At 71.7% G+C, this 20,515-nt stretch carries 14 protein-coding genes; 2 read left to right on the top strand and 12 right to left on the bottom strand.

Annotated elements, in window-relative coordinates; translation table 11 throughout:
• Positions 1-61 precede the first annotated feature (61 nt).
• Genes ACYVC6_RS11855 through ACYVC6_RS11800 form a run of 12 tightly spaced genes read right to left on the bottom strand, consistent with a single transcriptional unit; the run spans position 62 to position 18,142 of the window.
• Complete coding sequence (locus ACYVC6_RS11855; RefSeq protein WP_460714248.1) at positions 62-955, bottom strand: SDR family NAD(P)-dependent oxidoreductase; 894 nt, start codon at positions 953-955, stop codon at positions 62-64.
• 1 nt (position 956) lies between these two features.
• Positions 957-2,384, bottom strand: a complete 1,428-nt coding sequence (locus tag ACYVC6_RS11850) for a carboxyl transferase domain-containing protein (RefSeq protein ID WP_460714246.1) — start codon at positions 2,382-2,384, stop codon at positions 957-959.
• Entirely contained in the window at positions 2,381-3,556 is a 1,176-nt protein-coding gene (locus ACYVC6_RS11845) for a CaiB/BaiF CoA transferase family protein (protein WP_460714244.1), read from the bottom strand. The genes ACYVC6_RS11850 and ACYVC6_RS11845 overlap by 4 nt, the downstream gene beginning before the upstream one ends.
• Before the next feature lie 10 nt (positions 3,557-3,566).
• The gene (locus ACYVC6_RS11840) at positions 3,567-4,640 is read right to left on the bottom strand and encodes an ABC transporter permease (RefSeq protein WP_460714242.1); all 1,074 of its coding nucleotides are present in this window, start codon (positions 4,638-4,640) and stop codon (positions 3,567-3,569) included.
• Positions 4,637-5,539, bottom strand: coding sequence for an ABC transporter ATP-binding protein (locus ACYVC6_RS11835; protein ID WP_460714240.1), 903 nt, complete (start codon positions 5,537-5,539; stop codon positions 4,637-4,639). The genes ACYVC6_RS11840 and ACYVC6_RS11835 overlap by 4 nt, the downstream gene beginning before the upstream one ends.
• 33 nt (positions 5,540-5,572) lie before the next feature.
• Positions 5,573-6,967 carry an amidase gene (locus tag ACYVC6_RS11830; RefSeq protein WP_460714238.1) on the bottom strand — a complete coding sequence of 465 codons (1,395 nt, stop codon included), beginning with the start codon at positions 6,965-6,967 and terminating at the stop codon, positions 5,573-5,575.
• The gene (locus tag ACYVC6_RS11825) at positions 6,964-8,310 is read right to left on the bottom strand and encodes an MATE family efflux transporter (RefSeq protein WP_460714236.1); all 1,347 of its coding nucleotides are present in this window, start codon (positions 8,308-8,310) and stop codon (positions 6,964-6,966) included. Before ACYVC6_RS11825 ends, ACYVC6_RS11830 begins: the two co-directional genes overlap by 4 nt.
• Positions 8,307-8,675, bottom strand: coding sequence for a hypothetical protein (locus ACYVC6_RS11820; protein WP_460714234.1), 369 nt, complete (start codon positions 8,673-8,675; stop codon positions 8,307-8,309). Before ACYVC6_RS11820 ends, ACYVC6_RS11825 begins: the two co-directional genes overlap by 4 nt.
• Positions 8,676-8,701: 26 nt before the next feature.
• The gene (locus tag ACYVC6_RS11815) at positions 8,702-10,531 is read right to left on the bottom strand and encodes an ABC transporter ATP-binding protein (protein WP_460714232.1); all 1,830 of its coding nucleotides are present in this window, start codon (positions 10,529-10,531) and stop codon (positions 8,702-8,704) included.
• A complete protein-coding gene (locus tag ACYVC6_RS11810) occupies positions 10,528-12,336 on the bottom strand; it encodes an ABC transporter ATP-binding protein (RefSeq protein ID WP_460714230.1) in 1,809 nt (602 codons plus the stop codon). Before ACYVC6_RS11810 ends, ACYVC6_RS11815 begins: the two co-directional genes overlap by 4 nt.
• Positions 12,337-12,379: 43 nt before the next feature.
• Positions 12,380-17,296, bottom strand: a complete 4,917-nt coding sequence (locus ACYVC6_RS11805) for an NAD-glutamate dehydrogenase (protein WP_460714227.1) — start codon at positions 17,294-17,296, stop codon at positions 12,380-12,382.
• Between the two features lie 33 nt (positions 17,297-17,329).
• The gene (locus tag ACYVC6_RS11800) at positions 17,330-18,142 is read right to left on the bottom strand and encodes a tryptophan 2,3-dioxygenase family protein (protein ID WP_460714225.1); all 813 of its coding nucleotides are present in this window, start codon (positions 18,140-18,142) and stop codon (positions 17,330-17,332) included.
• A gap of 69 nt (positions 18,143-18,211) precedes the next feature.
• Between ACYVC6_RS11800 and ACYVC6_RS11795 the strand changes: the two genes are divergently transcribed.
• The gene (locus tag ACYVC6_RS11795) at positions 18,212-19,786 is read left to right on the top strand and encodes a YjjI family glycine radical enzyme (RefSeq protein ID WP_460714223.1); all 1,575 of its coding nucleotides are present in this window, start codon (positions 18,212-18,214) and stop codon (positions 19,784-19,786) included.
• Positions 19,758-20,483, top strand: a complete 726-nt coding sequence (locus ACYVC6_RS11790; protein WP_460714221.1) for a radical SAM protein — start codon at positions 19,758-19,760, stop codon at positions 20,481-20,483. Before ACYVC6_RS11795 ends, ACYVC6_RS11790 begins: the two co-directional genes overlap by 29 nt.
• Positions 20,484-20,515: the final 32 nt, after the last annotated feature.

Genomic DNA, 20,515 nt, shown 5'->3' with positions numbered 1-20,515 from the left:
CCCGAGCGATTTCCGCGCAAAGTAGCACCCGGACCGCCGACACCGACATGGCTCGACCGGGTCATTGGTGGGTGGGGCGCTCTCCTCGTGCGGCACGGGAGTCAGGCATCCGCCGGTCGAGGCGGTGGAAGGCCGCATCACTGAGCCGAGGGGCCACGAGGTTGGCGATCTCGCCGAGCCGTCCCGGCACCGTGCTCACCGTGATCGGCCGGTCCTCCAGCGCCCGCACCACCGTCGCCGCGGCCTCCTCGGGCGAACGGCCGGGGATCCGCTTGTAGGCCTCGGTCGGGGCGCTCATCGGCGTGCGCACCAGGGCGAAGCGGATGTTGGTGAACGTGACGTTGTCGCCGTAGGTCTCGCGCCCGGCCGACCGGCTCCAGACGTCGAGCGCGGTCTTCGAGGCGATGTAGGCGGTGAACTTGGGTGCCTTCATCTGCACACCCCAGGTCACGACGTTGACGACGTGGCCGAACCGCTGTGCGCGCATCGCCGGCAGCAGCCCGAGCGTGAGCTTGACCGGGGCGAGGAAGTTGATCGCCATCGACCGCTCGACGTCGTGGAACCGGTCGTAGGAGAGGTGGAGGGACCGCCGGATCGAGCGGCCGGCGTTGTTGACCAGGTAGTCGACCGAGCCGTGCTCCTCGAGCACCTGGGCGACGAGCCGGTCGACGGCGCCGCCGTCGGCGACGTCGGTCAGGTCGCAGGGGTACGGCGCGGCGCGGCCGCCTGCGGACTCGATCCGCTCCCGGACCCGGTCGAGCTCGTCGGCCCGCCGAGCCACCAGCAGGACCATGGCCCCGCGCGCTGCCACGGCGACCGCGGTGGCCTCGCCGATGCCTGACGAGGCGCCGGTGACCAGGACGGTGCGGCCGGCGAGCGGACTGTCGGTGAGACCCGGCCCGCGGCCGGTCAGGCGGCGCCACCGCGCCCGAGGCGTCTGGAGCAGGAGACCCATGTCAGCGTCCCGCGAGCCCTCTGATCGCGGCCGCGATCTCGGCAGCCATCGCCTCGGCGAGCGCCTCGCCCGAGTCACCGTCTGGCTCGGGCACGACGTGGTGTGCGGTGCCGTTGGCGAGCAGGTCGACCGCGCGGACCCGCATGCTGCGCGCCTGCTCGTCGGCGTGCCCCGGGTCGCCGTGCACGATCACGCTGGCCCCCTCCGGGGGGAGCGGCATCAGCCACGCCTTCTCGGCGACGATCACCCGCTTGGCCGGCAGCAGCGCCAGCGCGCCGCCGCCACAGCCCTGGCCGAGCACCACGGAGACGGTCGGCACCGTCATGGTGGCCAGGCTGGCCAGGCAGCGGGCGATCTCGCCGGCGATCGCGCCCTCCTCGGCCCGCTGGGACAGCTCGGCGCCCGGGGTGTCGATCACGGTGACAAGCGGCAGCCGCATCTCATTGGCCAGGCGCATTGCCCGGCGCGCGGTCCGCAGGGCCCCCGGCCCCATCGGCTTGGCCGGTCCCTGCCGGCTCCGGTCCTGGCCTACGACCAGGCACGGTTCGCCGTCCAGCCGGGCCAGCACCACGAGCACGGTGCTGTCCCGCTCGCCCTTCTCGGTGCCCGAGAGCGGCAGCAGCACCTCCGTGCCGTGGCCCAGCACGTCGCGGACGCCGATCCGGTCGGCACCGCGGGTCTCCTCGATGGCGGCCCACGCGTCCCGGTCGGGGTCGAGCTCGCCGGTCCGCCGCGTGAGCCGCGGCTGGGACGGCGGGTCGACCAGGACCGCGAGCACGGCGTCCACGAGGGCGGGGAGCTCCTCCGCGGTCGCGATGCCGTCGATGACGCCGTGGTGCTTGAGGTTCTCGGCGGTCTGCACCCCCTCCGGGAACGGCGTGCCGTTGAGCGCCTCGAACACCTTCGGACCGAGGAACCCGATCAGGGCACCAGGCTCGCCCACCGTGACGTGCGCCATCGACCCCCAGGACGCGTAGACCCCGCCAGTGGTCGGGTGGCGCAGGTAGACCAGGTAGGGCAGCCCCGCGGCCCGGTGTTCCATCACCGCCCGGGAGATCTCGACCATCTGCACGAACGCCGGGGTGCCCTCCTGCATCCGAGTGCCGCCGCTGGCGGTGCTCGCCAGCACCGGCAGTCCCTCGGCCGTCGCGCGGCGGACGGCGGTGATGATGCGGCGGGCGGCGGCCAGCCCGATCGACCCGGCCAGGAACCGGAACTCGTTGGCCACCACCGCCACCGGGCGGCCGTGCACCAGGCCGCGGCCGGTCAGCACCGACTCGTCGGTGCCCGCCTTCTCCCGGGCTGCCTCGAGCTCGGCGCGGTAGCCAGGTGGCGCGTCGGAGATGTCGATCGGCTCGTCCCAGGACTCGAATGAGCCCTCGTCGAGGACGAGGTCGAGCAGCTCCTGGGCGGTCCACCGGTGGGTCACGAGGGGCCCTCGTCGAGCCAGGCCCGGACCGCGTCGGCGTGCTCGTCCAGCACCGGCGGGGGCAGGTGGTCGCGCCGGGTCACCTCGTCGCCGTCCGCGGAGAAGAACCGCAGCGGCGGTCCGGGGAGGACCAGCGGGCCGAGCGTGCTGTGCTCCACGTCGACCAGGAGCCCCTGGCTGGCCGTCTGCTCCCACTCGTAGACCTCGTCGAGGCTGCGCACCTTGCCGGCCGGGACGCCGGCATCGGCGAGCCGGGCCAGCAAAGACTCGGGGTCGAAGTCCGCGAACGCCGACTCGACGACCTCGATCACCCGGGCCCGGTTCTCCACCCGCTCCCCGTTGGTGGCCATCCCCTCGGCGGCCGGGTCGATCCCGAACGCCTCGCACAGCCGCCGCCACAGGCTCTCGCTGCCGACCGCGATCTGGACCGACCCGCCGCGGCAGTGGAACAGTCCGTAGGGCGCGATCGACGGGTGGTGGTTGCCCTGCGCCCGGCCGACCTCGCCCGCCACGGTCCACCTGGTGCCCTGGAAGGCGTGCACGCCGACCACGGCGGCCAGGAGCGAGGTCCGCACGACGGTGCCTCGACCCGTCCGCTCCCGCTCGTGCAGCGCGGCCAGCACGCCGTAGGCGCCGTACATGCCCGAGAGCAGGTCGGCGATCGGCACGCCCACCCGCTGCGGGTCCTCGGGCCCCGAACCGGTCAGCGACATCAGCCCGGCCTCGCCCTGGGCGATCTGGTCGTAGCCGGCCCGACCGCCCTCCGGGCCGTCGTGCCCGAAGCCGGTGATCGACAGCACCACCAGCCGCGGGTTGCGCCGCATCAGCGACTCCACACCGAGCCCGAGGCGCTCGAGCACGCCGGTGCGGAAGTTCTCGACGAGCACGTCGGCGCGGTCGACGAGACGCAGCAACGTGTCCCGGTCGTCCTCCTGCTTGAGGTCGAGCGCGATCGACTCCTTGTTGCGGTTGGTCGAGAGGAAGTAGGTCGACTGCCGGTCCTCCGGCTCACCGACGAACGGCGGCCCCCAGCCGCGGGTGTCGTCGCCGTGCCCGGGCGCCTCGACCTTGACCACCCGCGCTCCGAGGTCGCCGAGCATCATCGTGGCGTGCGGACCGGCGAGTGCGCGGGACAGGTCGACCACGAGGACGTCGGAGAGAGGGCCGGTCATGCCCCCGAGACTAGGAGGTCTCCCATCGGAACAGCCGCGCCGCGACCAGGGTCACGACGACGGCGAACGCCGCCAGGATGCCCATCGGCGCCAGGGCCGACCCGGGACCCTCGCCCCGCACCATGACGTCGAGCATCGCCTCGTTGAGGTGCTTCAGCGGAAGAGCCTGGGAGATCGCCCGCAGCCAGGACGGCGCCGCGTCGAGCGGGAAGAACGACCCGGAGAGGAAGGCCATCGGCAGGACGACGAAGTTGGCGGCGTTGACCGCACCTTCCACCGTTGTCGTGACGGCTCCGGCGAGCAGGCCGATCGCCATGAAGCAGAGCGTGCCGACCACCAGGAGCGGGATCGACATCCACCACGAGCCGGTCAGGGTGAGCCCGAACGCCGCGGCCCCGAGCCCGATGAAGATTGCGAGCTGGCCCAGAGCGATCGCGATCGTGACGCTCACCCGGGCCCCCACCACGGTCCGGGTCGAGACGGGCGCCAGCTGGAGGCGGCGGAGAAGCTTGGTCTGCCGCCACCCCTGGAGCGTGGCCGCGGCCCCGAAGGCGGCGCTCATCGCCACCGCCCAGCCGAGCAGCCCCGGCGTGACGAACTGGATGGTGGTCAGCGACTCGTCCTCGACCCGCTCGGTCTCCAGGCTGAACCTCGCCGGCTGCCCCGACTCCGCGGACAGCAGGGCCACGTTGGCGCCGTCCACGAACGCGCGCAGCGCACCCTGGGTTATCGCCGCCTTCACCTGCTCGGTCTGGGTGTAGTGCGCCACCAGCCGGTCACCCTGCTGCTCGAGGGCTACGTCGGCGTCGCCCTTGCGCACCTTCGCGATCGCGGCGTCGAGGTCGTCGGACTCGGAGACCTCGAAGGTCTCGTCGAACGCGGCGCGCGCGTCGTCGGGCAGTCCGTCGACCAGCGCGACGTCGCCGACCTGGATGAGGTCGACCTTGGACTGGTCCTGGTCGCTGAAGAGGCCGCCGAAGAGCACCAGGAACATCAGCGGGAAGATCACCGCGAAGAAGACCGAGGTCTTGTCGCGCAGGAAGCCTTTGATGATCGCCAGGGACAGCGCCTTGAAGGCGGTCACGGCCGGTACTCGCGTCCGGTGAGGTCGAGGAAGACGTCCTCGAGAGTGCCGGTCTGCACCCGCACTCCGTCGAGCTTCCCGGCCTCCGCCAGCCGGGACACCACGACCGTCGGGCTCCTGGTGACAAGCACGACGCCGTCGGTGCCAGCAGTCGCCTCGTCGACGCCGTCGATGCGCTCGGCCTCGTCGGGGTGGAGCTGGCCCGGCGCCACGGTGATCCGGGCCGGGGCGTCGAGCCGGCGGACCAACGCGGCCGGGGAGTCGCACGCCAGGATCCGGCCGGAGTCCATGATCGCCACCCGGTCGCACAGGACCTCGGCCTCGTCCATGTAGTGCGTGGTCAGCACCACGGTGCGGCCGGAGTCGTTGAGCCCCGACAGCAGGTCCCACAGGTTGCGGCGGGCCTGCGGGTCGAGGGCGGCGGTGGGCTCGTCGAGGAAGACGAGCTCCGGGTCGTGCACCAGCGCCGAGGCGATGGACAGCCGCTGGGTCTGGCCGCCGGACAGGTCCTCGACCCGGGTGTCCGCCTTGTCGACAAGGCCGACCCGCTCGAGCCACTCGTCGCCCTTGGCCGCGGAGACGCCGTAGAGCGCGCCGAAGGTGTGGATCTGCTCGCGGGCGGTCAGCCGCTCGAAGAACGACGAGGCCTGGAGCTGCACGCCCATCCGCGGCAGCAGGGCGGCGTTGCGTGGCCAGACCGGCTCACCGAACACCCGGACGGCGCCGCTGTCGGGTCTGCGGAGGCCCTCGATCGTCTCGAGCGTGGTCGTCTTGCCGGCGCCGTTGGGGCCGAGGATGCCGACGAACTCGCCCTCCTCGACGGTGAGGCTGACGCCGTCGACGGCCCGGAGGTCGCCGTAGGTCATCGTGAGGTCCTCGACCTCGATCGCCAGGGTCACCAGCGTGACGCTACCGAGCCCTCAGCCCGCTACTCAGCCCGGGGAGACCAGCGGCCACGGGCGGGCGGCCTCGACCTGGGCGGCCAGGCTCAGCAGGGTGGGTTCGCCGTCGGTGCGGCCGACCAGCTGCACCGACACCGGCAGGCCGTCGTCGGCCAGACCGCACGGGACGGTCGCCGCCGGGTTGCCCGCGACGTTCCAGATGGCGGCGTAGGCGATCGCGGGCATCGAGGAGAGCGCCGACCGCACGGTGCCCTTGCCCTTGAGGATCCCGACCTTCGGCGGCCGGTGGGCGATGGAGGGCGTGAGCAGCACGTCGAGATCCGCGAACACCCGGTTGGTCCGCTCGCTGATCCGCTCGGTCTGCCTGAGGGCGAAGTCGATGACCCGCGGGGTCACCCACGAGCCCAGGCGGTAGGTCTCGCGGGTGCGGCGCTCGAGGCGCTCGTAGTGGTCCATCTCGTCGGCCTCGGCACGGATGCCGGCGAAGAACTGCGGCACGAACGCCGCGGTCGGGTCGGGGTACTTGGGGTCCACCTCGCGCACGTCGTGGCCGAGGTCGGTGAGCAGCCGCGCGGTGTCCTCCACGGCCCTCACGTGCACCGGGTCGGGCTTGACGCCGAGGGTGACCGGCTTGGTCGACCAGCCGATCCGCAGCCGGCCCGGCTCCCGCTGCGCGGCCTCGACGAAGGACCCCGTCTCGCCGGCGTGCCAGCGGTCGCCGGGCAGCGTGCCGCGGATGACGTCGAAGACGATGGCGCTGTCGAGGACCGTGCGGGTCAGCGGGCCCGCGGTGCCCAGCGCGAACCACAGGTGCTCGTGCGGCGCACTGGTGACCCGGCCGCGCTGCGGCTTGAGGCCGAACAGCCCGCAGCAGGCACTCGGGATCCGGATCGAGCCGCCACCGTCGCCGCCCATCCCGGCCGGCACCATGCCGCTGGCCACGGCGGCCGCCGTACCGCCGCTGGAGCCTCCGGGCGAGCGTCCGGTGTCCCACGGGTTGCGGGTGATCCCACGCGCGTCGGACTCGGTATAGGGGAAGGCACCGAACTCCGGCATCGCCGAGGTGGCCACGACCACCGCCCCGGCGGCCCTGAGCCGGCCGACGACCTCGCAGTCGGCTTCGGCGGGCACCGAGTTGCCCTCGCCCCCGAACGTCGTGACGAGGCCCTCGACCGCCAGCTCCTCCTTGATGACGAGGGGTACGCCGTGCAGCGGGCCGAGGTCGCCTCCGGCGGCCTGGTGGGCGTCGCGCGCCTCGGCCTCGGCCCGGGCCCGGTCGTCGATCCGCTGCGAGATGGCATTGAGCCGGGGGTTGAGCAGCTCGATCCGCTCCAGGGCGGCGTCGGTGACCTGCCGCGCGGTGAGGTCGCCGGCGGCGACGAGCCGGGCGGTCTCGGCCACGCCGATGCTGCGGAGGTCGGTCACCCGCCCGAACCTAGCGGGTCGCCGAGCACCAACCACGCCTCACCGCGGGCGCGGGCGAGGAGCACGACGGCCCGAGCGCCCATGAACACCGCCGAGAACACCACCCACACCGCCAGCAACCCACCGGCCGTGCCGGCGACGACCAGGACGACGGGTGCGAAGACCACGAGGACGGCCAGCCCTGCCCAGGCCAGGTAGGTGCCGTCGCCGGCACCGATGAGCACCCCGTCGAGGACGAAGACGACGCCGCACAGCGGCTGGCCGATCGCGACGACCAGCAGCACCGGCACGAGCAGGTCGCGGACCGCGTCGTCGCCGGTGAACACCGCCGGCAGCACTGGGCTGGCCGCGGCGATGCCGAGACCGGTGACGACCCCGGCGACCCAGCCCCAACCGATCATCCGCCGGGTCACCGCGCGGGCCTCCGCCGCGTCGCCGGCGCCGAGGTAGCGGCCGGTCAGGGCCTGCGCGGCGATGGCGATCGCGTCGAGCACGAAGGCCAGGAAGCCCCAGATCGTGAAGGCCAGCTGGTGTGCGGCGATGTCAGCCGAGTCGCCGTCGGCGGCCAGCACCACGGCGTACGTCGTGACGAGCAGCGCGGCCCGCAACGTGAGCGTGCGGACGACGAGCGGGACTCCGGCCCTCGCCGCGGCCAGGATCCCCCGGCGGTCGGGGGAGAGCGGAGCGCGGTGGCGCCGGGCTCCGCGCACCACGGCGACCACGAGCGCCGCGGCCATCGCGGTCTGCGCGATCACCGACCCGAGGGCGGACCCGGCGAGACCGAGGCCGGCCGGGTAGACGAGCAGCAGGTTGAGGACGACGTTGAGCACGTTGCCCCCGACCGCGACCACGAGCGGGGTGCGGGTGTCCTGGAGGCCGCGCAGCACCCCGGTGGCGGCCAGCATCAGGAGCAGCGGCGTGATGCCGAGGGACCCGATGCGCAGGTAGATCTCGGCCTGGCGGCTGACCTCGTCGTCGGCGCCGAACGCCCTGACCAGCGGCCCGGCGAGCACGACCCCGAGCACGGTGGCGGCGACGCCGACCGGCACCGCCAGCCACAGCCCGTCGACCCCGAGCGCGAGGGCCCGCCGGAGGTCGCCCGCACCGAGTGACCGGGACACCGCGGCCGTGGTGCCGTAGGCCAGGAACACGCACAGCCCGACCACCGTCTGCAGGACGACCCCGGCCACCCCGAGCCCGGCGAGCTGCGCAGTGCCGAGATGGCCGATGATCGCGGCGTCCGCGAGCAGGAACATCGGCTCGGCGACCAGCGTCAGCAGTGCCGGGAAGGCGAGCCGGACGATCTCCCGGTCGAGCTGCCTGCGGGTGGGCTGCTCGCTCACACCGGGTCGCGCATCGCGGCCGGGCGCAGTGACTGAGGGGCGCCGCCCCAGCGCACCCAGGCGGCCACCGCCACGCAGGCCGCGAACGCGACCGCGGAGGCATATCCGACGACGTTGTGCAGCGACGCGTCCCGCAGGGGCTCGTCCGGGTCCACGGACGCCAGGAGACCGATGAAGCCCGCGGCGAAGCCGAGGATCAGCCAGCAGGCCGCGGCCGCCCGCCGCGCCGGGTCACCGCTCTTGACGTTGCGGGTCTGCACGAAGCCGACCAGGAACCGGCTCGAGGGGTTGCGCCAGCCCACGAGGATAAGGAGAGCGCAGCTGAGGAAGAGCAGCGTGCCGAGCACGACGAGGACGGTGCGCACGGGACCCAGTCTGGACCAGGGTGTGCCTAGGCCAGCGACTCGACCCAGGCCCGGTGCAGGTCGGAGTAGCGGCCGTCGCCGCCGGCGATCAGGTCTGCCGGCGAGCCGTCCTCGACGATCCGCCCGTGCTCCATCACCAGCACCCGGTCGGCGATCTCGACCGTCGAGAGCCGGTGGGCGATGATCACCGCGGTCCGGCCGGCGAGCACGGTGCGCAGGGCCTGCTGGACGAGGCGCTCGGAGGGGACGTCGAGAGACGAGGTCGCCTCGTCGAGGATCAGCACGGCCGGGTCGGCGAGGAACGCCCGGGCGAACGCGACGAGCTGGCGCTGGCCGGCGCTCAGCCGGCCACCCTGGTTGGCCACGTCGGTCTCGTAGCCGTCGGGCATCGCCGCGATGAAGTCGTGGGCACCGAGCGCGGTCGTGGCCCGGACGACCTGCTCCATGGTGGCGTCGGGCCGGCCGAAGCGGATGTTGTCGGCGATGGTGCCGGAGAACAGGTAGTTCTCCTGGGTCACCATCACCACGTTGCGGCGCAGGTCGTCGCTGCTGAGCCGGCGTACGTCGGTCTCGTCGAGGAGCACCCGGCCCTGGAGCGGGTCGTAGAAGCGGGTGGCGAGCTTGGCGAGCGTGGTCTTGCCGGCGCCCGTCGTGCCGACCAGGGCCAGCGTCTGCCCGGCCGGCACCGTCAGGTCGAGGTCGGGCAGGACCGGCCGGTCCTCGACGTAGGCGAACCCGACGTGGTCGAAGCGGAGCTCACCGCGGGCCCGGCCGAGCGGGACCGGATCGGCGGGCTCCGGGACCGACGGCTCCTCCTCGAGGACGCCGGCGAGCTTCTCCAGCGCCGCCGAGGCGGACTGGAAGGTGTTGTAGAACTGCGAGATCTCCATCATCGGCTCGAAGAACTGGCGCAGGTAGAGCAGGAACGCCGCGAGCACGCCGACGGTCACGTCGCCGTGGTAGGCGCGGTAGCCGCCGTAGAGCAGGACGACGGCGATGGTGACGTTGCCGATCAGCCGGATGCCGGGCATGAACCAGGCGACGAGCCGGAAGGCGACCAGGTTGGCGCGCCGGTATTGGTCGTTGACGTCGTCGAAGATCTCCTGGTTGCGGGGCTCGCGGCGGAACGCCTGGACGGCGCGGATGCCGCCCATCGACTCGACGAAGTGGACGATGACCAGCGCGACCTTCTCGCGGGTGACCTTGTAGCTCTCGGCGGAGTTGCGCCGGAACCACGCGGTCAGCCAGGCCAGGAACGGGCCGCAGCACAGCGCGACGAGCCCGAGCTTCACGTCGAGGAACAGCAGCAGGCCGGCCGTCCCCACCAGGGTGAGCGCCGCCGTGACCAGCCCGTCGAAGCCGGTCTCGAGCATCTCGTAGACCGCATCCACGTCGGAGGTCTGCCGGCTGATGACCCGGCCCGAGGTGTAGGAGTCGTGGAACGCCGGGCTCAGCACCTGGAAGTGCCGGAACACCCGCCGCCGGATCTCGAACAGCACGTCCTGCCCGATCGCCCCGGAGCGGACCAGGAACAGCTGTCGCGCGATCGCCTGCACGATCGTGGCCACGAGCACGATCGCCACGATGGTCAGGAGGGGCGAGAGGTCGTCGCGCTCGCGGATCGGCGGGATGCCGGTGTCGATGCCCTCCTTGACGAGGTAGGGGATCGACAGGCGGGCGGCGTTCTCGACCAGGACGATGACCAGGAGGATCTGGATGGCGCGCTTGTAGGGCCGCAGCAGCTGGCGCAGCAGCCGCTTCGACCCGCCGCCGAGGCCGACCGCGGTCATCTGCTCGGCGGCCTCGTCGGCGTCGACCTCGGCGACCCCGCGCCACCGGCTCTGCTCGGTCGTCACGTGGATGCTCCGCTCAGCCGACTCTCGGGGTCGGTGTCCGCCGCCAGCAGCTCGCGGTAGGCGGGCACCGTGTCGAGGAGCTCGCGGTGCGGCCCGACGTGGGTGATCCGGCCGTCCTGCAGCAGCGCGACCCGGTCGGCGAGCATCACCGTGGACGCCCGGTGGGCGACGACCAGACCGGTCGTGGTGGCCAGCACCCGGCTCAGGGCCTCCTCGACGAGCTTCTCGGTGTGGACGTCGAGGGCCGACAGGGTGTCGTCGAGGACCAGGATCTTGGGCTTGGCGAGCACCGCGCGGGCCAGCGCGAGGCGCTGCCGCTGGCCGCCGGACAGGGCCAGGCCCTGCTCACCGATCCGGGTGTCCAGGCCCCAGGGCAGCTCGTGGACGAACTCGGCCTGGGCGATCGACAGCGCCTGGTCGATCTCCTCGTCGGTGGCCGGGTCGGTCTCGGGGTCACGGCCGAGGGTGAGGTTCTCCCGGGCGCTCATCGAGAACAGCGTGGGGTCCTCGAACGCGGTGGCCACCAACGAGCGCAGGTGCCGCAGGTCGAGGTCGCGCACGTCGATGCCGTCGATGAGGACCCGCCCTCCCGTCACGTCGAACAGCCGCGGGACCAGGGCGGTCAGGACGGTCTTGCCCGAGCCGGTCGCGCCGACGACCGCCACGGTCTCCCCGGGGGCCAGCTCGAGATCGACGCCCCGCAGCACCTGCTCCTGCGAGCCAGGGAAGGCGAAGTCGACGGACTCGAAGCGCAGCCGGCCCTCCGGGTGCTCGATCACCTGGGTGCCCGTGACGATCTCGGGCTCGGTGTCGAAGATCTCGAGGATGCGCGCGGCCGCCGTCATGGCCTCCTGCGCCATCGCCAGGATCACGCCGAGCGAGGCGACCGGCCACACCAGGGACAGCATCAGCGTGATGAACGCGACCAGCTCGCCAGGGGTGAGCTGCCCCCGGCCGACGCCGATCGCGCCCAGCAGCAGCACCACGCACACCGCGAGGTTGGGGATCACCTCGAGGAACGTCCAGAACCGGGCCGAGAGCCGGACCTTGTCCATGCTCGTCGCGTGCAGCTGGCGGGCCGCCGCGTCGTACTGGGCCGACACGTGCTCGGCGCGGCCGAACGACTTGATCACCCGGATGCCGACCGCCCCTTCCTCGGCACGGGTCGCCAGGTCACCCTGCTCGTCCTGCACCCGGCGCGACACGACGACGTAGGCCTTCTCGAACCGCATCGACAGCCAGATGATCGGGGCCGCGGTCGCGGCGACCACCAGGCCGAGCGGCCAGTACATGTTGAGCAGCACGATGGTCGTCGCAGTGAGCTGGAGGATGTTGAGCACCAGGAACAGCAGGCCGAACCCGCTGAACCGGCGGATGGCCGACAGGTCGGTCGTCACCCTCGACAGCAGCTGGCCGGACCCCCAGTGCGCGTGGAAGCTCATCGGCAGCTGCTGGAGCCGCTCGTAGAGGTCGTGCCGGATCTGGGTCTCGAGGACCAGCACCGCGTCTGACTGGAACCACCGGCGCACCCAGATCAGGAACGCCTCGAGCACCCCGAGCAACAGCGCGAGCAACCCCAGCGGCAGCACACCGCTGAGGTCCCGCTCGGTGATCGGGCCGTCGATCAAGGCCTTGGTGACCAGCGGGATGGCGATGGTCAGCCCGACCGCGCCGATGGCGGCCAGCGACATGATCGTGAGCGCGGTGAGGTGTGGCCGCAGGTAGCCGCGCAGCCGCCAGAGCGAGTGCACACCGGCCGGGGGATCTCCCACCGGGTTGGGGGGCTCCGGCGCGGTCGATGTCATCGTCAACCACCGTACGTCCGCCCACCGACGACGGGCGACCTGATTAGTCGAGCAGGCCCCGCACCACCCGCAGCCCGACCGAGACCCGCGCCAGGTCGGTGTCGTCGTCCGCACAGATCTGGCCCAGGGTCTCGGCGGCCCTGGAGACCAGGACCGAGTCGGACTCCTCCCACTCCGCGATCCGCGCCGGCGCGGGCGCGTCCGGCGAGGTCGTGCGCAGGACCTGGGCGGTGAGCTGGGTGTGCACGCCGTTGAGGTCGTCGCGGAGCGAGGCGCGAGCCATCGTCTGCCACTTGTCGGCGCGCGGCAGCTGCACGATCCGCTGGAGCAGGGCCGGTACGCCGAGCCGCTCGCCGAGGGCGAAGTGGACCCGGGCGACGTCCTCGGGCTCGAGGCCGTCGCGCTGGGCGGTCTCGACGACGCCGAGCAGGGTGTAGGCCGGGGGCAGCACCGCGACCCGTGAGGCGAGGTCCTCGGGAGCCCCCCGGGAGACGAGCTGCTCGCGCCGCTCCTGGTAGGCCGCGAGCTCGCGTCCGGTCATCAGCTCGGGCAGCCGCGCCATCGTGTCCTGCACCGGCCCGGCGAACTGGTCGACCGTGGTCTGGCTGTCGAGCGGTGGGCGTCGGTTGGTGACCAGCCACCGGGAGGCACGCTCGACCAGGGTCCGCATCTCGATGCGCATCGAGGTCTGCAGCCGGGCGTCGAGCTTGTTGTCGTAGCCCTTGAGCTCGTCGCGCAGCGGCAGCGACCCGAAGATCTCGCGGGCCACGAAGTTGGCCCTGGTCAGATCCGCCGCGTCGGCGCCGGTCTCCCCGGCCAGCCGCGGCCAGAAGGTCATGCCGGCACCGTTGACCAGGTCGTTGACGACCTGGGTCACGATGATCTCCCGGCGCAGCGGGTGCGTGTCGATCTGGGCGGAGAAGCCCTCCCGCATCGCGGTCGGGAAGTAGGCCCGCAGGTCCAGCTCGAGGTAGGGGTCGTCCGGAAGGTCGCCGGCCAGGAGCTCCTTGGCGAGCACGATCTTGGTCCAGGCCATCAGCACCGAGAGCTCGGGAGCGCTCAACCCCTCGCCCCGCTCCATCAGCTGGCGCACCTTCCTCGGAGTCGGCAGGCCCTCGACCTCGCGGTTGAGCACGCCGTCCCGCTCCAGCTGCCGCATGAAGTCCTCGTGGACGTGCAGCAGCGACGGCGCGTGCGCGAGGCCGTTGGCCAGGGCCAGGTTCTGCTCGTAGTTGTCGCGGAGCACGAGGTCGGCGACCTCGTCGGTCATCTCCACGAGCAGCGAGTTGCGCTGCTTGCCGGTGAGGTCGCCGTTCTTGACCACCCGGTCGAGCAGGATCTTGATGTTGACCTCGTGGTCGGAGGTGTCGACGCCCGCCGAGTTGTCGATGAAGTCGGTGTTGATCCGGCCGCCACCCTCACCGCCCTCGAGCGCGTACTCGATCCGGCCACCCTGGGTCAGGCCCAGGTTGCCGCCCTCGCCGATGCACACGGCCCGGACCTCGCGGCCGTCGACACGGATGGCGTCGTTCGCCTTGTCGCCGGCGTCGGCGTGGCTCTCACCACTGCCCTTGACGTAGGTCCCGATCCCGCCGTTCCAGAGCAGGTCGACCGGCGCCTGGAGGATCGCCTTCATCAGCTGGGCCGGCGTCGCGGACTCGCCGAGCTCGTCGGACAGCCCGAGCGCGTGGCGCATCTGGGGAGAGATCGGCACCGACTTGAGGGTGCGGGAGAACACGCCACCACCCTCGGAGATCAGGTCCTTGTCGTAGTCCTGCCACGACGAGCGCGGCAGCTCGAACAGGCGGCGACGCTCGGCGTACGACGCCGCCGCGTCCGGAGTGGGATCGATGAAGATGTCGCGGTGGTCGAACGCGGCCACCAGCCGGGTGGTCTCGGAGCAGAGCAGGCCGTTGCCGAACACGTCGCCCGACATGTCACCGATGCCGACACAGGTGAACTCCTCGGTCTGGCAGTCGATGCCGCGCTCCCGGAAGTGCCGTTGGACGGAGACCCAGGCGCCGCGGGCGGTGATGCCCATCGCCTTGTGGTCGTAGCCGACCGAGCCGCCACTCGCGAACGCGTCGCCCAGCCAGAACCCGTAGCCCAGCGCGATCTCGTTGGCGAGGTCGGAGAACGTCGCAGTGCCCTTGTCCGCAGCGACGACCAGGTAAGCGTCGTCGCCGTCGTGTCGGACGACGTCGGGCGGCGGCACCGTCTCGCCGTCGACGAGGTTGTCGGTGATGTCCAGCAGTCCGGAGATGAAGGTCCGGTAGCAGGCCTTCCCCTCGGCGAGCCACGCGTCCCGCTGCGAAGGGTCAGGCAGCTGCTTGCAGAAGAACGCTCCCTTCGCGCCCACCGGCACGATCACGGTGTTCTTGACCATCTGCGCCTTGACCAGGCCCAGCACCTCGGTCCGGAAGTCGTCGCGGCGGTCCGACCAGCGCAGGCCACCGCGCGCCACCGGCCCGAACCGCAGGTGGGCGCCCTCGACCCTCGGCGAGTAGACGAAGATCTCGAACTGGGGCCGCGGCATCGGCAGGTCCGGGATCTCGGACGGTTCGAGCTTGAGCGAGAGGTAGCCGCGCGGCCGGGTCGGGTCCGCGTCGTTGCTCCGGTAGTAGTTGGTGCGCAGCGTCGCCTTGATGTGGGTGAGGTAGGAGCGCAGGATCCGGTCGTGGTCGAGGCTGGCCACGTCGTCGAGCGTGCGGGCGATGGCCGCCTCGATGCGTGCTTCCTCGGTTTGGCCCTCGGTGGAGCCACCGGCGCGCAGTGCCGGGTCGAAGCGGGCCTCGAAGAGACGCACCAACAGCCTGGTGATGTCGACGTTGATGCGCAGCGCGTCCTCGATGTAGTCCTGCGCGAAGGGGCTGTTGCCCTGACGCATGTACTTCGCGTAGGCCCGCAGCATGGTCGCCTGGCGCCAGGTGAGCCCGGCGCCGAGCACCAGCCCGTTGAAGCCGTCGATCTCGTTCTCGCCGTCCCAGATGGCGCGCAGCGCGTCCTGGAAGAGCCCGCGGGCGTCGGCGGGCAGGCTGCCCTCGTAGCGGAGCCCGAACTCGTAGACGATCGACGAGCGCTCCAGCCCCTCGAGGCTGTAGGGCCGCTCGTCGACGACCTCGACGCCCATCGACGACAGGGCCGGCAGCACCTGGGACAGCGAGAGCGGCGGACCGATCCGGTAGACCTTGAGCCGGGCCTCACCGCGACCGGCGGCAAGGGGCTCGTAGAGCGACAGCCCGATCCCTTCGCCCCCGGCTGAGCCCTCCGCGGACCCCTTCCCGGATTCGGTGTCGATGATCGACTCCAGCCGGCCGAGGTCCACGGCGGCGGTGCGGGCGTTGAAGTCCTCCTTGTAGGCCTCGGGGAACGAGTCGACGTAGCGGCGCGCCAGCACCGTGCCGACCTCCTCGCCGTACTCCGCGATCACCGCGGTCACGAAGTCGTCGCGCCAGGACCGAGAAGCCTCCGCGAGCCGTCGCTCCAGGTCCGCGGTGTCGACGTCAGGGATCTCGTCACCTTTGGGAAGGTGGACGACGAAGTGCACGCGGGCCGTCGTTGACTCGTTGATGCGGACCGTGAACTCGATCGACTCGCCGTGCAGCTGCTCCTGCAGGATCCGCGCGAACCGCTCGCGGACCGCCGTGTTGTATCGGTCCCGGGGGAGGTAGACGATCACCGAGACGTAGCGGCCGTAGGTGTCGCGGCGGATGAGCATCCGCACGGCCCGGCGCTCGCCGGCGGCCATGGCGGCCTCGGCCATCGGCGCGAGCTCGTCGACCGGGGTGTGGAAGAGCTCGTCGCGCGGGTAGGTCTCGAGCGTGGCCATCAGCGCCTTGCCGGCGTGGCTGCGCGGGTCGAAGCCACTGCGCTTGAGGACCGCGGCGGCCTTCTCGCCGATCAGCGGGATCCGCATCAGCGACTCGGTGTAGGCCGCACTGGAGAACAGGCCGAGGAAGCGTCGCTCACCGACGACGTCGCCGTTCGCGTCGAAGGACTTCACGCCGACGTAGTCGAGGTAGGCGGGACGGTGCACCGTGGCCCGCGAGTTGGCCTTCGCGAGCACCAGCAGCGTCTTCTCCCGCGCCTTGGCCGCCACCGCGTCCGGGAGCCTCCCGGACGCCTCGGACATGTCGGAGTCGGCGCGCAGGATGCCGAGCCCTGTCCCCGGTACGGCGCGCAGGTGGTCGCCGTCGTCGTGCGTCTCGAGCTGGTACTCCTTGTAGCCGAGGAAGGCGAAGTGGTCGTCGGCAAGCCACTCGAGGAGCTCGCGGGCCCGGCGGACCTCATCGGGGTCCAGCGGCGGCGGGTCCTGCTTGAGCCCGGCGGCGATGTCCACGACCTGGGCGTGCATCTTGCCCCAGTCCTCGACGGCCTCGCGGACGTCGCGGAGCACCCGCTGGATGTCTTCGGCGACCTTGGCGGGGTCGTCACCCTCGGGCAGCCGGTCGATCTCGACGTGCATCCACGACTCGCGCACCGCTTCGCCCTCGGGCTCGAGGAAGCCGTCGGACACCGGCGCGATCGACTGGAGCTCGCCGGTGATGTCCCGGACGACGTCGAAGTTGGGGTGGATGACGACGTGCACGTCGCGCAGCTGACGCGACAGCTCCATGGTCAGCGAGTCGACGAGGAAGGGCATGTCGTCCACCACGACCTCGACGACGGTGCGACCACCGGCCGACCAGTCGCTCTCGTTGAGGGTCGGGGTATGGACCCGCACCTTCGCGGTGCCCTGCGGCCGGCTGCCGGCCAGCTTGTACTGGGATGCGAAGGCCCCGTAGAGGTCGACGTCGCTGCGCTCGGCGAGGTCCTCGATGGCGACGCGGCGGTAGTAGGCCCGCAGCAGCTCCGCCACGCTCTCGTGCGGCGGCCCGCCGGGCCACTTGCTTGCCCGGGCCAGCTCGACAGCCTTCTCCAGTAGTCCGGTCCGGTCAGCATCGTGCGTCGTCGTTGACACCCTCCGAGATTAGTCCTCTTGAGCGGCGACGGCTCAGAGCTCGCTGCGCAGTGCCCAGAGCAAGGGGTAGTACTTCAGGTCGAGACGGGAGCGGAGGTAGGGCGCGCCGCTCGAGCCGCCGGTGCCGGACTTGCCGCCGATCATCCGCTCGACCATGGTGACGTGCCGGGCCCTCCACTGGGCGGCGAGCTCGTCGTGCTGGAGCAGGGCCTCGGCGACCGCCCAGATCGGCGCGAACTGAGACCGGTCGTGGGCGACGGTCCGCAGGGAGGCCAGGACCTCGTCGTCGTCCGCGCAGGGGAGGTCGTGGGCGCGGAGCACGTCCAGGAACCCGTCCCACAGCGATGGCTCGGCCAGCCGCGAGTCGAGGTGCGCCTTCTCTGCGTCGGTGATCCCCCGGAACCGCTCGACGTACGACGGGTCCTTGGCGCCGGACAGGAACTCGAGCTCGCGGAACTGCACCGACTGGAAACCGCTGGCCGGTGCCAGCCGCTGCCGGAACTCCAGGAAATCCTGCGGGGTCATCGTCTCCAGCACGTCGATCTGGTGCACCAGCACCCGTTCGATCACCTGCATCCGCTGCAGCAGGTGCTGGGCCCACCAGAGCTCGCCGCGGGTCATCGCGTCGCGGGCCGAGGTCGCCTCGTGGAGGAGCTGCTGGAACCACAGCTCGTAGACCTGGTGGATGGTGATGAACAGCAGCTCGTCGTGCGCCGGCGGATCCGACTCCAGGTGCTGGGAGTCCAGCAGCTGCGGCAGCCGGAGATAGCTGCCGTAGGTCAGCTGCGCACCCTGCTCGCCGAACGAGACGAAGGTCTCGGACCTGTCGTCCGTCGTTTCATCCATGACCGCCAACCTAGTCGCGAGGGACCTAGGACCCTGTGCCGGCGGGCGGACACGGCGGAGGCTGGCGCCATGGAGAGCCTCGAGCTGCGCCGTCTCGTCCGCGACGTCATCGACGACCCCCGGCTGACCTACCGCCAGCGCATGCACAACCTCGCGATCCTGGCCGAGAACTCGCTCGAGCCACCCGCGGTCTCGGACGCCTGCGCGGAGGCGCTGGAGAAGCGGGTCATCTGCGATCTCTACGAGGGCAACGCGCCGCACCGGCCCCGCTACGTGCTCCCTGACTACGCCACGTTGCTCAGCAAGGGCTCGGAGTTCCTCGAGCTCGAACCGGCCCTTGACCTCGACGAGGCGCTGACCTGGCTCCTCATCGCCTACTCGCAGGTGCCCTCGATCACCGGCTACCCGGTCTGGCTGGGAGACCTCGACGCTCTGCTCGAGCCGTATGTCGGCGAGCGGGGCGTGGACGGGCTGGACGACGCCGAGCTGCACCGGAAGCTGCGCCTCTTCTGGATCTCCCTGGACCGGATGTTCCCCGACGCGTTCACCCACGCCAACCTCGGGCCCGCTGACGGCCGGGTCGCGCGGATGGCCCTGCGGCTGGAACGCGAGCTGCACCAGGTGGTCCCCAACCTCACCCTCAAGGTCGACCCCGACCTGACGCCGGACGACCTCGTCCGTGACGCCGTCGAGACGGTCTTCGAGTGCGGGCAGCCGCACTTCGTCAACCACCCGATGATGGTCGCCGGGCTCGGCCCGTCGTACGGCGTCGCCTCCTGCTACAACTCGCTGCGCGCGGGTGGTGGCTCGCACACCCTGGTGCGTCTCAACCTCGCCGAGGTCGCCAAGCAGCACAGCGGCGACCGGGCCTCCTTCCTCGACGAGCTGCTCCCCCACTACGTCGAGCTGACCGCCGAGCTGATGGAGGCCCGCATCCGGCACCTCGTCGAGGAGGCCAGGTTCTTCGAGCACTCGTGGCTGGCGACCGAGGGCCTGGTCCACCTCGACCGCTTCAGCGCCATGTTCGGCGTCTACGGGCTCGCCGAGGCGGTCTCGCTGGTGCTCGAGCACGAGGGCGGGTCGGGTCGCTACGGCCACGACGCCGCCGCGGCCGAGCTCGCCGAGCAGATCCTCACCCGGGTCAGCGAGCTGGTCGCTGCCCGGCCCCTGCCCTACTGCGAGGGCAACGGTGGCCGAGCGCTGCTGCACGCCCAGTCCGGCATCGACTCCGACATCGGGGTCACGGCCGGCTGCCGGATCCCCGTGGGCGAGGAGCCGGGGCTGGTCGAGCACCTGCGCACCATCACCCCGCACCACTCGCTGTTCCCCGCGGGGATCAGTGACGTGCTGGCGTTCGACGAGACGGCCCGCCGCAACCCCGACGCCGTGGTCGACGTGGTCCGCGGTGCCTTCCGCACCGGGATGCGCGACTTCACCTTCAACCTCGACAGCAACGACTTCATCCGGATCACCGGCTACCTGGTGCGCAAGTCCGACCTGGCGAAGCTCGACGACCCCCACCATGGAGGCGCCCGGCACGGCAGCACCTTCCTCGGCGCGGGCTCGGTTCGTGAGTCGCACGTGGACCAGCGGGTCCCCAAGCGGGTGGTGGCGCATGAGATCGACGCCGGTCCGGCTCGCTGACGTCGTCCCGTTCTCCTGGGTGGACGGGCCGGGCAACCGGTTCGTCGTCTTCGCCCAGGGCTGCCCCTTCGACTGCATCGCCTGCCACAACCCCGAGACGATCGCGCCCTGCGGTCCCGACACCCGCCTCACCGACGTCGGACACGTGCTCGAGGAGATCCGCGAGGTGGAGCCCTACCTGTCGGGCGTCACTGTCTCCGGCGGAGAGGCGACCGCGCAGTGGCGGTTCGTGCGGGACCTGTTCACCGAGCTCCGCGCGGATCCCCAGCTGGGCCGGCTCACGACGTACGTCGACACCAACGGGCACGCGCTCCCCCGGGTCTGGGACGAGCTGCTGCCGGTCACCGACGGGTTCATGGTCGACCTCAAGGCGCTCGACCCCGAGGTCCACCACCGCCTGACCGGCCGCGGCAACGAGCTGGTGCTCGACTCGATCCGCTACCTCCACGCGCACGGCAAGCTGGCCGAGGTGAGGCTGCTGCTCGTGCCCGGGTTCAACGACTCCGACGAGCAGCTCGCCCGGACCGCCGCCTGGCTGGCCGACCTGGACCCGCGCGTGCGCGTCGTCGTGATCGGCTTCCGGGCGCACGGGGTCAGGGACGCGTACGCCGACCTGCCCGAGGCAGGTCCGGAGGTGCTCGACCGGGCGCGCAGCGCCCTCCGGGACGCCGGACTGCACCAGGTTGTCACCGTCTGACCGGTTCTCTGACCGGGTCCGTCACCATGTCC

It is taken from the genome of Nocardioides dilutus (assembly GCF_054779555.1).
The sequence above is the reverse complement of the archived record's forward strand: the minus strand, read 5'-3'. Positions and strand labels throughout refer to the sequence as shown.